The sequence below is a fragment of the Rhizobium sp. BK313 genome (assembly GCF_014193655.1).
Classification (GTDB): domain Bacteria; phylum Pseudomonadota; class Alphaproteobacteria; order Rhizobiales; family Rhizobiaceae; genus Rhizobium.
In genome coordinates, this window is record NZ_JACHZQ010000001.1 from 1,255,209 (window position 1) to 1,268,172 (window position 12,964).

Sequence of the window (12,964 nt, forward strand, 5' to 3'; positions counted from 1 at the left end):
GACCGGCAGGCAGTCGCCGGTTACGTATCCATTGCCGCCCGAGCGGCGCATAGTGACGTGTTCTCTGGAGGAGATTGTCCCATGATCCGCAACCCGATTTTGCCGGGCTTCAACCCCGATCCGTCTATCTGCCGTGTCGGCGAGGACTACTACATAGCCACCTCGACTTTTGAATGGTATCCGGGCGTACAGATCCATCACTCGCGCGATCTGGTGAACTGGACGCTGGTGCGCCGGCCGTTGGAGCGGGCCTCGCAGCTCGATATGCGCGGTGAACCGGATAGCTGCGGCATCTGGGCGCCATGTCTCTCCTATGCCGACGGCCTGTTCTGGCTCGTCTACACCGACGTCAAGCGTTACGACGGCAATTTCAAGGATGCGCATAACTACATCGTGACATCGCCAACGATCGAAGGCGAATGGTCCGAGCCATCCTATGTCAATTCCTCGGGCTTCGATCCGTCGCTATTCCACGACGACGACGGCCGCAAATGGTTCGTCAATATGCAGTGGAATCACCGCACGGAGAGCTATGGCGGTTCGCCGAAAACGCCCGCCTTCGACGGTATTTTGCTGCAGGAATGGGATTCGGTGACGAAATCATTGAAGGGGCCGATCAGGAACATCTTCTCGGGCACTGAGCTTGGTTTGGTCGAGGGGCCGCATCTCTTCAAGCGCGACAGCTGGTACTATCTGACGACGGCCGAGGGTGGCACGGGCTATGATCATGCCGTCACCATGGCGCGCTCGCGCAACATCGATGGGCCTTACGAGCTGCATCCCAACAAATATCTAATCACGTCAAAGGATCATCCCGAAGCCGTGTTGCAGCGGGCGGGGCATGGCCAATATGTCGAAACGTCCGATGGACAGTTTTACCACACGCATCTCTCCGGCCGGCCGTTGCCGCCGCATCGCCGCTGTACGCTCGGCCGCGAGACCAGCCTGCAGAAATGCGTCTGGAAGGAAGATGGTTGGCTCTACCTCGAAAACGGCACGGTGGTTCCCGACGTCGAAGTGCAGGGCCTGCGCCACGCTCTGCCGATCGAGAAGCCGCGCCGCAGCGGCTACATTTTCGATGGCGGTAAGCTGCCGATGGATTTCCAGTGGTTGCGCACGCCGCAGCCGGAACGCATCTTCAGCCTGACGGAACGGCCCGGTCATCTGCGTCTATTTGCGCGGGAAAGTATCGGCTCCTGGTTCGAGCAAGCGCTTGTCGCCCGTCGGCAGGAGCATCACAGTTTCCGCGCCGAAACGGTTGTCGAGTTTCAGCCGGAGACCTACCAGCAGGTCGCCGGTCTGACGCACTACTATAACAGGTTCAAGCTGCATGCGATTGCCGTTACCCTGCATGAGAAGCTCGGTCGCTGCGTGACCATCATGACCTGCGCTGGCGATTATCCGAATGGTCGGCTGAGTTTCCCAATCGAAGGCGGCGTCTCCGTTCCGGATGGACGCATCCAGCTGGCCATGGAGGTTCGCGAAAACGACCTGCAGTTCTTCTGGCAGGCCGAGGGCATGGGAGCGTGGCAGGCCATCGGCCCGGTCCTCGACGCCGGCGTCATCTCCGACGAAGGCGGCCGCGGCGAACACGGCTCCTTCACCGGTGCCTTCGCCGGCATGTTTGCCTTCGACACATCGGGTCGGGCAAAGACCGCCGATTTCGACTGGTTCAACTACGACGAGCTCTGATTTGCCTCGATCATTGATCAATCATTCGCCCGCCTTTATGCAAAAGGCGGGCGAATCTCTTTTCGAGCTGCCAGTTGTCGTCAGCCTCACGCAACCATTCGATTAACAAATCCCCGCAAGCATGTAATTTCTATTACAAAATTGTAATATTATCTTCAGATTCGCTTCATGTCTTACGGGATAAATTTGCCCGCGTAGATAATAAATTGAGGAAACATTCCAATGAAAAAGTTCTTCTCCGTCCTGCTCGCTGCTTCGGTTTTGGCAACACCACTGGCGATGGCTGCTGAAGGCAGTACGGCACCGACGAATAAGCAGGCTGTCGTCGTTGAGAAGAATGTCGTCAAGAAGAAAGTCGTCGTTCGCAAAGGCGGTTGGGTTAAGGGCCGACGGCTATCCGCCACTGATCGCCGCCGCGCTGCTCATGTCGATTATCGCCGTTATCGTCTGCCGGCTCCGCCGCGGGGCTATCACTGGGTCCGCATCAACAACAGCTTCCTGCTTGTCGGTATTACCAGTGGCTTGATCTCCAAGGTGCAGATCGCTCGCTGAGTTGAACCGGATATTAGCGATGAGAGAGGGGCGGTCCTTGGGGCCGACTTTCTCCACATCTGAACTTCGCAAGTATTCCCTGCTCGAATCAAAATCCCCGGCGATCACCGGGGATTTTTTCGTTTCCAGTATTGCGCTGAATGCTCAGCTCAAACGGCCGGCCGCATGGGCGAGCATGGTGTAGACCTTGCCGGTATCGGAGGTCAGGTAGGATTGCGTGACGCTGCGGTCGCGGTCGGTGCGGGCAACGTCCGAAAGCAGCTTTTCGAAATCGGCGATATAGCGGTCGACGGCGGTGCGGAATTCCGGCTCGCGGTCGTACTTGCGCTTGATCTCATCGAAGGTCTGCTGGCCCTTCAGCGTGTACAGGCGGCGAGTGAAGACATCCCGTTCGCCGCGCTGATAACGCCGCCACAGATCGACCGAAGCATCGTGGTCGATCGCACGCGCGATATCGACCGAAAGCGAGTTCAGCGACTCAACCACATGCCGCGGATTACGCGCTACAGGCGCTGCTTCGGTCTGCGTACGTGGCGCGGTCTGGCGAGCCGGCGGCAGGTCGGCAAGTTCGTCGCGCGAGGCGCCGCGCAGGAGATCGCTGATCCAACCGCCGCCCGCCGGTTCCTGGCGCGCTGGAGCCGGCGTCTCGGCCGGACGCGGCTGCGGCGCAACCGGACGCTCGGCTATGGTACCACGAAGGCCCAAAGCTTCGATCGGCGGCTGCTGCGGCTGTGGAGCCGGCTGTTGCGGCGCAGGTTGCTGTGCTGCCGGTTGAACGGGCGGCTGCGGTGCGGGTTGCTGGGGCCGGGGAGCGGCCGGTGCAGGCGCTGCCGGACGGGGACGCTGAGCGGGCTGCACGTCGGCTAGCGCACGGGCAGCCGGTTCGGAGATTTCCAGCTGCTGCGTCGAGCGGCCGACGATCTGCGAAATATCCTGCAGTGCCTTGATCTGCTCGGCGACCGCGCGACGCATGGCGGCCGCGCTTTCCTTGGCCTCTTCCGGCAGGTCGAAGGCGCCGCGCTTCAGTTCGCTGCGGGTCAGGTCGAGTTCCCTGCGGATGTCACCCGCCGAGCGGCGAATTTCGTCGGTCGCACCCGAGAACCGGCCGACAGCGTCATCGACGGCGACGCGCAGCGTCTCGCGCAGCTGCTGGGCTGCACCGTCCGAGGTCTTGCCGGCTTCCGTCAGCATTTGCTCAATATCGGCGATCGAAGCGGAGAGGCCGCCGCGAAGGCGGTTCGTCAGTTCGCCCGAGCGACGCTCTGCATTGGCGAAGGTGCCGTCGATCGTCTGGTTGGCTTCTTCACCGGCCTTCTGAAGCGCACTGCGCATGCTTTCGGCTGCCTGTTCGGCCCGGGTCTCTGCGTCGGAAAGCACGCGGCCGATATCGGCGAAGGAGGACTGCACGCCCTGGCGCAGATTGCCGGTGACCTGGTTGGAACGTTGTTCGGCACGGTCGAAGGCGCTTTCCACCATGCTGCCGAGGGCGCGCATGGTGTTTTCGATCTCTTCCGAGCGCTGTACCAGGCCAACGGACAAGTTCTGCAGCGCAGTTTCGCGCTCTTCCAGGGTCGAAACGAGGTTCGATTGCGCAGCGCCCAGAAGCTGGGAGGCCTGCGACAGAACCTTGGAATGCTCATCGAAGCGGCCAATGATGCCGCCGACCTGCGACAGCGTCTTGCCGGAAATATCCGAGAGCTTGTCGACCTTGCCCTCGAGAAGTCGCGTCGAGGCGGCGACCATTTCTCCCGCCTTCGATGCAGAGTCGGCAAACCGGGCGGACGTCGCGCTCAGACGGCCGTCGATAGTGGTGAACTCCTCAGCGGCGCTGTTCAGCATGCCGGCGATCGCAGAGTTGTTCTCCGCCAAACGCTCAATGATGCCGTTGACGCTGGCAAGCAGGTTGTTCTCCAGCGCGCTGACCGCGTTGGCGGCATGCTCCGTGCGGGCCGAAATTGCCGCCAGCGTGTCATTGGTGCGCGATGCGATGGCGTTGATCAAAGCAGCGTTCTCAGCGCGCAGACGATCACTGCTTTCCTGAGCGGCGGCCGAAATCAGTGCTGCTGCTTCCTGGCCGGTTGCGGCGTAGCGGTCGACGATCGGACGGGCTTTTTCGTCGATCAGGCGCGAGAGCTCGCTGGAGCGGCCGGCGAGCATGGAATTGAGCTCGCGCGTGCGCTCGTCGAGCGAAGAGCGGATCGAAGTGCCACGGGCTTCCAGAGCTTTGTCGACATCGGCAAGTGTCGAGTTGATCTCGCGAGCGCGATCTTCGAGGCTGGTGCGGATCGCATTGCTGCGTTCGTCGAGCGCGCGCTCGACCTGCGACATTGTGGAGGCGATCTGTTCGCTACCGCCGGCGAGCGTGTTGCGGATGGAAGTCCCGCGGGCTTCCAGCGATTGCTCGGCGGATGATAGCGCCTGCGAGATGGCGTTGACCTGATTGCCGACAAGGCCCTCGGCCTCGGCAACTTTGTTGACGATCGCGTTGCCGGCTTCCGAGAAAGTCTGGGCGACGGCAGCGGCCTGGCTCGCCAGACGATTATGCGTTTCCGAGACACGCGTGACGATCTCTTCGGAACGTTCGTTCATGGCGCGGGTAAAGGCATCGCTGCGATTGCCGAGATCGTCGGCGAACTGCTGGCCGGTGCGGGCGAGCAGATCAGCCGTGCGGGTCGCTTCGCTGTCCATGCCTTGAGCAGCATCGGCGACGGCGGTGCGCAGCGTCGTGGCGAGATTGGTGGCCTTGCCTTCAATGGTGCGGTTGACGGCTTCGAGGCCGATATTCAGCGCGCGGTCCATGGTCGACAGGCGTTCTTCGATGTGGGCACTGCCGCTTTCAAGGACCTGGCTCAGATTGGCTGTGCGGCTGTCGATTGCCTCCGCCATGGTTGCCAGACGATTGTCGAGCGCAGCCGCGATGCGGGCCGCGGTATCGCCGCCGCTGCGGTCGATCTGGGCGACGCCGCTTGCCAGCGTATCGGACAACCGGTTACCGGCGGCATCGACCTGCGCGGCAACGCCGCCCACGCCGTCATGGATACGGTTTTCCAGGGCGGACAAGCTGGCCTCGACGCGCGAACCGGTCTCGGCAAAGCGGCTGGTCATGCCGTCGATCGACTGATTGAGGTTGGTCGAGAATGTCTCGGCCGAGCGCGTTATGTCGCCGGCTGCCTGCTGAATACGGCCGGCAATATCTCCGGCGCCGCCATGCAGTCGCTCTTCGAGAGTCCTTGCACTGGCGTCGATGGTCTGGCGCAGCGAAGCTTCGCGATCTTCGAGCGACATTTCCAGCATGCTCGCGCTGGTGGCGATCGAGGTACCGATCGCAGTCGCCTGTTCGGTCATCGTATTGTCGATCTGGGCATGAGCATCGCGGAGCGTCAGGCTGATGGCATTGCTGCGATCTTCCAAAGTGGTGCGCATGCGCTCATAGGCGGAGGCAAGGCTTTCATCCATCTGCGACAGGCCGACGCCCAGCGTATTTTCAAGCTGACGCGTCGTGGTGCTGAGCGCGTTTTCGATACGTTCGGCCGAACCGCCAATGACGGTTTCGATCCGGTTGCTGCTGCTGCCGAGCAGGCCGGAGAGCGCTTCGGTATGAGCGCCGAGCGAGCGGTCGAGGCGATCCTGATTTTCGGTATAGGCGGCGCGAATGGCGTCGGCCTTGTCACCAAAAGCGCCGGCAACGCGGGACTCCGCACCAACAACGCTGTCGAGCAGGGCGTTGGCGCGGGCTTCCAGGGCACCCTCAAAGCGGCTCTGATTTTCGGCAAGCGTGATGGCGAACGCCATGCTCTTGTCATCGAGCGTGTCGGTTAGTGTCGCATGGCCGCTGTTGACGGAATGGGCTATCGCCTCAGCGCTGTTTGCCAGAGTTTCCTCGATCCGGGCCTGGTTATCAGACAGCGCAATAGCTAGCGCCAGCGTCTTGTCGTCGAGGCTGCTGACGATCTTGTCGTGCGTGCCGGCGACCGTATCGGAAAGGGCATCCAGACGGCTGGAAAGCGCATCTTCGAGCCGCGATTGCGTGTCGGAGAGCGAAATAGCCAGGGCCATCGCCTTTTCGTCCAACGCGTCGGCAATGGCGTTGTGGCTGCCCGTAAAGGCGTTGGTGATTGCTTCGGCGCGATTGGAAAGCGTTTCCTCGAGGCGCGACTGGCCGTTGGTCAAGGCTTTGGCAAGCGCCTTGGTCTTGCCGTCAAACGTATCGGCAACACTTTCGGCATGGCCGGAGAGGGTATCTTCCAGACGCGCCTGGCTCTCCGAGAGAGCGGCGGCGAGCGCCATCGTCTTGTCGTCGAGCGTGTCGGCCAACTTGCTGTGGGTTTCGGCAATCGCACCGGTCAGGCCCTCAACGCGGCCGGAGAGGGTATCTTCCAGACGTGCCTGGCTCTCGGAGAGAGCGACGGCAAGCGCCATCGTCTTGTCGTCGAGCGTGTCGGCCAACTTGCTGTGGGTATCGGCTATTGCACTCGTCAGGCCTTCGACGCGGCCGGAGAGGGTATCTTCCAGACGTGCCTGGCTCTCGGAGAGAGCGACGGCAAGCGCCATCGTCTTGTCGTCGAGTGTGTCGGCCAACTTGCTGTGGGTATCGGCTATTGCACTCGTCAGGCCTTCGACGCGGCCGGAGAGTGTCTCTTCCAGACGGGACTGGCTGCTGGTGAGTGCCGCGGCCAGCGCCTTCGTCTTGTCGTCCAAGGTGCTCGCAAGTGCGTTGTGCGTATCGGCAATGGCGCCGGCCAAGCCCTCGACCCGGCCGGACAGGGTGTCTTCCAGGCGCGCCTGGCTGTCGGAGAGAGCGATGGCCAGAGCCATCGTCTTGTCGTCAAGCGTGTCGGCGAGCTTGTTGTGGGTGTCAGCTAGCGCGCTGGTCAGGCTCTCAGACCGGCCGGTCAAAGTATCTTCGATACGCGACTGGCCGTCAGATAGCGCGATGGCGAGCGCCATGACCTTGTCGTCCAAGGTGTCGGCCAGCTTGCTGTGGGTTTCGGCGACGTTGCTGGCAATCGCATCGGCGCGGCTCGCCAGCGTGTTCTCGAGGCGAAGCTGGTTTTCGGCAAGCGAAATCGCCAGCATCGCGGTGCGCTCGTCAAGGGCAGCGGTCAGATGCTCATGGCTGCCGCTGACGGCATTGATGATACCTTCCGAGCGCTCGGCCAGCGTTTGCTCGAAGCGCGCCTGATTGTCGGAAAGCGCACCGAACAGCGAGCTGCTGCGCTCGGCCATGACCGCGTCGATGCGCTCATGCGCCGAACCCAGCGCCTGGGTGATTTCGCCGGTGCGGGCAGAGAGCGTATTGTTGATCTCGCTGGCACGGCCGAGGAAAGTATTGGTCAGCTCGCTCGTGCCCTTGTTCAACGCAGAGGAGATGTCCGACGTAGCCGTCTGCAGAGCCTTGGTGAATTCACCGGAATGTGCAGCAAGCGTGTTGTTGAGCTCGTTGGAGCGGCCGGCAAAGGCGGAGGTGAGTTCTTCGGTGCCGCTCTGCAGGGCAGCGGAGACGTCGCGCGTCACGCCTTGCACGGCCGACGTGAAGGTGCCGGCATGCGACGTGAGGGCGGAGTTCAGTTCACTGGTGCCGGAGGTCAGGGCCGAGGCAATCCCGCTCGTCGCCCCCTGGAGAGCGGAGGCGATCTCGCCGGCCTTGGAGCCGATCGCGCTTTCCAGTACTTCCTGGCTGGTGGCGAGCGTCGTTGCCAAGGCAAAAGACTGGTCAGTCAGCGAAGAGCCGATGCGCTCGATGCTGGAATTCAGAATGCCGTCAATGGCATCCGAACCGCCGCTTAGCGTTTCGTTGATCCGTGTCAGGCTTTCCGACAGCTTGCTGTCCAGCGAGCCGGCGCGCTTGTCGAAGGCCGAGGTGAATTCCGAGACGCGTTCGTCGAAGGCGGTCGAAATCTGCGCTACGGTCGACTGCAGACGCTCCTCGAAGAAGCCGGAGCGCAGATCGATGTCCATAATAGTGTCGTCGGCGGTCGACTGCAGGCTCTGACGGAAGCTTGCGCCCTTTTCGTCGAGGGCGCTGTTGAGCTTGGAGAGCACATCATCGAGCGTGCCGGTGATCGACCGTTCGCTGCCGGTCAGGCTTTCGCTGATTTCTCGGGTGCGGGCAACCAGCGTCTCATTCAACTGGCGGGCGCGATCATTGAGCGCGGTGTTTAGTTTCTCGGTGTTGGCATCGAGCGTCGAGGCACGGGTTTCGAACTGGCCCAACAGTTCCTTGCCACGCTCCGCCAGCGTCGAAGATAGAGATTCAAGACGCGTGTCAAATTCCTGGCTGAGTGCAAAACCGGACGCATTGAGGTTCTGCAGCAGGCTGTCGGTCTTGGCGGAGAGCAGGGTGCCCAGCGCCTCCACGGCGGAATCGGACTTCTCCATCAGCGTCGCGGCGCGCGTATCGATCATCGAGGCGAAGGCTTCACCCGAGGTCGACAGGCGCACGGCGATTTCTTCGGTAGCCAGGGACAGATCTTCCTTGATCTGGTCGTGCACGCCGACGATCGACGAGCGGATGCGTTCGGCATGGTTGACGATCGCGTCACGCTCGGAGCCGAGTTCATGCACGAGACCGCGCACACGCAGCTCGTTGTCGGCATAGCTGCGTTCCAGCGCATTGACCTCGGTATGAACGAGCGTCTCGAGCTCGGTGGCGCGGGCGATCGTCCGCTCGATGCCTTCGTTCATGGCCGAGACTTCGCGGCGCACGGCCTGACCGACCGTCATGATGCGCTCGGAAGCGACGGTTTCCGGCTCGGCGAGACGCAGCGCGACTTCCGCCATGGAACGGGCGGCGTTGCGCATATCCTGGGCGCGCGAAATCATCACGCCGAAAGCATAGAACAGAAGGACGGGAACGATGATGCCGATGACGCAAGCGATGACGCCGGGAAGGGCGGCGAGATCGGCGACAGAGCGAATGCTCCAGATTTGCGGTCCGTAGAGCAGGAAGGCGAGGCCGAGGCCACCCACGATCCAGAACAGCGAGAAGATAGTTGCGTTACGAACGGCGTGGCTTTGAGAGCCGCTATCGAGGGATTTCAGGATGCTGGCTGGGCTGACACGGTTGGCGTCGTTGGCCGGAGCAAAGATGGGGCTCTTCGGTACTTCGTTCGGTCGAGCCGCTGCTGCGGCGGCGGTGGCGCTGCGCGCGGCTGCTGCCTTTCGTGCTGCATCATCCTGAGTCTGTCTTGCAGGCGGATTCGATGGCTCAGACACTCTTGCCTCCGGGGCGTCAGGCGTTGAACCGCTGCGATGCTCCAAGCTCTCGTCACTGAAATCGATCTGCAAAGCTTCGTCCAATGCCTGAAAGGCCTTGTCTTCGATCGACTCGATGTACTTTTTGTTCGCCATACGGTTACGCCTCGTTACAACTCGATCGGGCCTGCCGTGTCTTCTCCGAAAATCCGCCAACGTCCGGAAAAGACGAACCCTGCCTCCCATAAGGTTATCCGCTCCCGACTGAAGCCGAGATGGATTTCCCATTACATTTCAGAGTGGATAACCGCTTTTTCAAACGGATGGTATGAAAACATTACCACTATCCACCCCTTGGGCAAAGGCACGCGCCATAAACCCATTTTGTCAGTACCGTAGTGACACATTCCCCCAAGCGTGACAATTAATTCCACTGTCGGCGCCTTGCCACATTAAGCCATTGTTAACACTTTTCGTCCGTGCAACTTGCTGAAAACCTAATAATTTAGCCATGTTTAACGCGCGTTAACCATGTCGCGAGATTTACGCCCCGAATGTGCCAAAATTTAACTCGATCGCCATCCGGAGGCCGCAAGCATGCGGCAGATCCCTGAGACAGTTATAGATATAAGACGGGAGAGTTGGCACATGGCAGCATTGAATATCGCGTTCGAAGCCCCGGACAATTCGCGAGGCGCGGCGCCGTCGCGGGAGCGGGCGATCGACCTGGTTCACCTGGCGAAGCAGACGATGGGCGACAAGGCCCTGGAAGTGGAAGTGCTTCAGATGTTTGCCCGGCAGGCGCGGTCGTGCCTGCAGGAAATCGGCAGCGGCGATCGCAAGCGCATCGTTGCTGCATCGCACCGGTTGAAGGGCGCAGCAGGTGCCGTCGGTGCGTTCAAGGTGGCCGATGCCGCCAATGCGCTCGAAAGCGATGCCGGCGACGCCGCCCGCATGGCGGCGGTCACGGCCTGCGTCATCGAGGCGGAGAATTTCATTCTTAAGCTGTCGCGTTGAGCCGACACCGCCTGAGATCACCGATGTTTGCCATCGCGCCACCAAATGGTTTCAGCCGTTTCGGTGGCGCAATTGTTGACTGCCCTCGGGAATTGTTGGAAGAAAAATTCCGGATCTACCCTTAACTCACGAATACCGGAATTCATTCACATGACCAAACTGACCATCGTCGCTTTCGACGGCACCCGTTTTGACCTCAATGCCGACGATGGCTCGACCGTGATGGAAAATGCCGTGCGCAATTCCGTGCCCGGCATCGAGGCTGAATGCGGCGGCGCCTGTGCCTGTGCCACCTGCCATGTCTATGTTGATGAGGATTGGGTGGAGAAGGTCGGTGGCCCGGAAGCGATGGAAGAGGACATGCTGGATTTTGCCTTCGACGTCCGCCCGAATTCGCGCCTGTCCTGCCAGATCAAAGTGACGAAGGCGCTTGACGGCCTCGTGGTGCATGTTCCGGAGCGTCAGGCCTGAGGTCTGCAGGGCATTCACAATACGCGCATCGAAAATGCGACTCGGTATTGGATGCGTTGATAAAAAAGAAGCCTCGCTCAGCCTGTCGCAGCGAGCGAGGCAAGGCGGGCGCATCACCAACAGGTAAGGGAGGAAACACCTGTGGCTTCAGGACGCGCCAGGAGAACACTTCACACATGCGCTAAACGCACAACTTAACAGGGCGGTGGGACGAACGAACCTGCCAACGCCGAAACCCTGATCGGTTTTTGCGAAAACCCTCTCCGGTCTTCGAATTATAATCCGCCAAAACGGATCGAATCGATATTTGATAGGAAAAACCTATTTCAGATTCTCGTAAAGTTCAAAAAGAAAAGGTAGTGGCCGATTCACAGGTATAGTGACAGTTTTCACACAGATTCAGGTGATCGGCATGCAATTTTGGCAAAAAAAAGGCCTAAACGTGCAATTATTCACCAGTTTGCTGGCTGCGATAGGTCATGAGCCGCTGGATGCGGCTCTGAAAATTGATCGCCTCAATTTTGTCGAACCGGGCCTGATCCTCATCATGTAGCTGTGTTTCCTGCATGGTGACGTTGTTTGCCTTGTCTTGAAGCGTGTCGCAATCCCTCGCGGGCGGCAGGGCAAGGATTGCTTTTTCCATCTGCCGTGCATGTTCGCGCGCGATTTCCGCGTGCCGGTCCTCGTGGCGGCGGATGTCCGCCGAGAGAGTATCCCAAATCATCGACAATTGCCGGCTAGCATGCCGACGGTCGCGCCAGCGCGGCAGAATGATTTCGGTGTCGACCGTAATCTTGACGTCCGCGATATAGCAGCGGCCATTTCGCTCTGCGTATGTCGCATTGCCGCCGAAGCGAATTTTCGTTGCGCCGGGGTGGCGGCTGCTGGAACCCATCGTTACCGGTCCATGCGCATTCAATGCCGCGTCGAGCGCATCGGCGCTGTCGCCCTTGATATCGAAATAGGAGAAGGATTTGCGGGCAATCACCTCCGCGTCGGCGACACTGGAAATGCTGCAGAGAAGCAACAGGATAAGCGAGACACGGGTCTGTCGGAGCGCTAACGGCATTCGTGCTGCTACCAGGTTGAACTTCGATGAAGCTTGCGGCATAGCCACTGCAAGCGCAATATCCGGCGCGAGGTTTTTTTATTTTCAATGGGATGGACGGGTCGTGACAGAGCTTCGCAGCCATAGCTGGCACGTCGCGCATGGACGCAGCCTCGATGTCGGCGAGCAGAGCGTCATCATGGCGATCGTCAACGTGACACCGGATTCTTTTTCCGATGGCGGCTACTACGAAGCTGTCGATACGGCAGTCGCACATGCCCTTGCCTGCGTGGAGGAGGGCGCTGCCATAATCGATATCGGCGGGGAATCGACAAAGCCGGACGCCGAGGCAATCAGCGCCACGGAGGAGCAGGGCCGTGTGCTGCCTGTCATCGAGGCCCTGCGCGGCAAGACGGATGCGCTCATTTCCATCGATACCTACCGTGCCGATACGGCAAGGTTGGCGATCAGCGCCGGTGCACATATCGTCAACGATGTCTTCGGCCTGCAGCGCGAGCCGGAAATCGCGGCACTGGCGGCAAAAACGGGTGCGGGGCTCTGCATCATGCATACCGGCCGCGAACGGCCAAAGCTGCCTGATGTCATCGACGACCAGGTGTTGTTTCTGAGCCGATCGCTCGACATCGCTGCCGCGGCCGGTGTGAACAGCCAGAATATCGTACTCGATCCCGGCTTCGGCTTCGCCAAGGATATTGAAGAAAATCTCGAGCTGATGGCGCGCTTCACGGCACTGCTCCGCTTCGAACTGCCTTTGTTGGCGGGTACTTCGCGAAAGCGGTTCGTCGGTGCCGTGACCGGACGCGATGCGCCTGACCGAGATGTAGGAACGGCGGCGACAAGCGCTATATTGCGTTTACAGGGCGCGGCAATTTTCCGAGTACATAATGTCGCAATCAACAGGGATGCACTGGCGGTTGCGGATGCTATCCTCAGGACACGGGCGAAATTAGGCGGCAGGACGCCATGAGC

7 protein-coding genes are annotated in these 12,964 nt (G+C 60.6%); 5 read left to right on the top strand and 2 right to left on the bottom strand.

Annotated features, from left to right (window positions below; genetic code table 11):
• The first annotated feature begins 81 nt into the window (after positions 1 to 81).
• A complete protein-coding gene (locus FHT86_RS05925) occupies positions 82 to 1,692 on the top strand; it encodes a glycoside hydrolase family 43 protein (protein ID WP_133705948.1) in 1,611 nt (536 codons plus the stop codon).
• A gap of 222 nt (positions 1,693 to 1,914) precedes the next feature.
• Positions 1,915 to 2,244 carry an RcnB family protein gene (locus FHT86_RS05930; protein ID WP_133705949.1) on the top strand — a complete coding sequence of 110 codons (330 nt, stop codon included), beginning with the start codon at positions 1,915 to 1,917 and terminating at the stop codon, positions 2,242 to 2,244.
• A gap of 144 nt (positions 2,245 to 2,388) precedes the next feature.
• Here FHT86_RS05930 and FHT86_RS05935 read toward each other — a convergent pair whose 3' ends face one another.
• On the bottom strand, positions 2,389 to 9,594 hold the full coding sequence (locus FHT86_RS05935; protein WP_133705950.1) for a hypothetical protein: 7,206 nt from the start codon (positions 9,592 to 9,594) through the stop codon (positions 2,389 to 2,391).
• 492 nt (positions 9,595 to 10,086) lie between these two features.
• Here FHT86_RS05935 and FHT86_RS05940 point away from each other — a divergent pair, with 492 nt between their 5' ends.
• Both FHT86_RS05940 and FHT86_RS05945 read left to right on the top strand, forming a co-directional pair.
• Positions 10,087 to 10,455 carry an Hpt domain-containing protein gene (locus tag FHT86_RS05940; RefSeq protein ID WP_133705951.1) on the top strand — a complete coding sequence of 123 codons (369 nt, stop codon included), beginning with the start codon at positions 10,087 to 10,089 and terminating at the stop codon, positions 10,453 to 10,455.
• 150 nt (positions 10,456 to 10,605) lie between these two features.
• The gene (locus tag FHT86_RS05945) at positions 10,606 to 10,926 is read left to right on the top strand and encodes a 2Fe-2S iron-sulfur cluster-binding protein (protein ID WP_133705952.1); all 321 of its coding nucleotides are present in this window, start codon (positions 10,606 to 10,608) and stop codon (positions 10,924 to 10,926) included.
• A gap of 448 nt (positions 10,927 to 11,374) precedes the next feature.
• Here FHT86_RS05945 and FHT86_RS05950 read toward each other — a convergent pair whose 3' ends face one another.
• Entirely contained in the window at positions 11,375 to 11,995 is a 621-nt protein-coding gene (locus FHT86_RS05950; RefSeq protein ID WP_133705953.1) for a DUF922 domain-containing Zn-dependent protease, read from the bottom strand.
• Between the two features lie 178 nt (positions 11,996 to 12,173).
• Here FHT86_RS05950 and folP point away from each other — a divergent pair, with 178 nt between their 5' ends.
• Complete coding sequence (gene folP, locus FHT86_RS05955) at positions 12,174 to 12,962, top strand: dihydropteroate synthase (RefSeq protein WP_210297639.1); 789 nt, start codon at positions 12,174 to 12,176, stop codon at positions 12,960 to 12,962.
• Positions 12,963 to 12,964 lie beyond the last annotated feature (2 nt).

Coding starts and splice junctions, on each gene's coding strand:
- FHT86_RS05940 (WP_133705951.1), top strand. CDS start 10,087: ATGGCAGCATTGAATATCGCGTTCGAAGCCCCGGACAATTCGCGAGGC.
- FHT86_RS05945 (WP_133705952.1), top strand. CDS start 10,606: ATGACCAAACTGACCATCGTCGCTTTCGACGGCACCCGTTTTGACCTC.
- FHT86_RS05950 (WP_133705953.1), bottom strand. CDS start 11,995: ATGCCGTTAGCGCTCCGACAGACCCGTGTCTCGCTTATCCTGTTGCTT.
- FHT86_RS05935 (WP_133705950.1), bottom strand. CDS start 9,594: ATGGCGAACAAAAAGTACATCGAGTCGATCGAAGACAAGGCCTTTCAG.
- FHT86_RS05930 (WP_133705949.1), top strand. CDS start 1,915: ATGAAAAAGTTCTTCTCCGTCCTGCTCGCTGCTTCGGTTTTGGCAACA.
- FHT86_RS05925 (WP_133705948.1), top strand. CDS start 82: ATGATCCGCAACCCGATTTTGCCGGGCTTCAACCCCGATCCGTCTATC.
- folP (WP_210297639.1), top strand. CDS start 12,174: ATGGCGATCGTCAACGTGACACCGGATTCTTTTTCCGATGGCGGCTAC.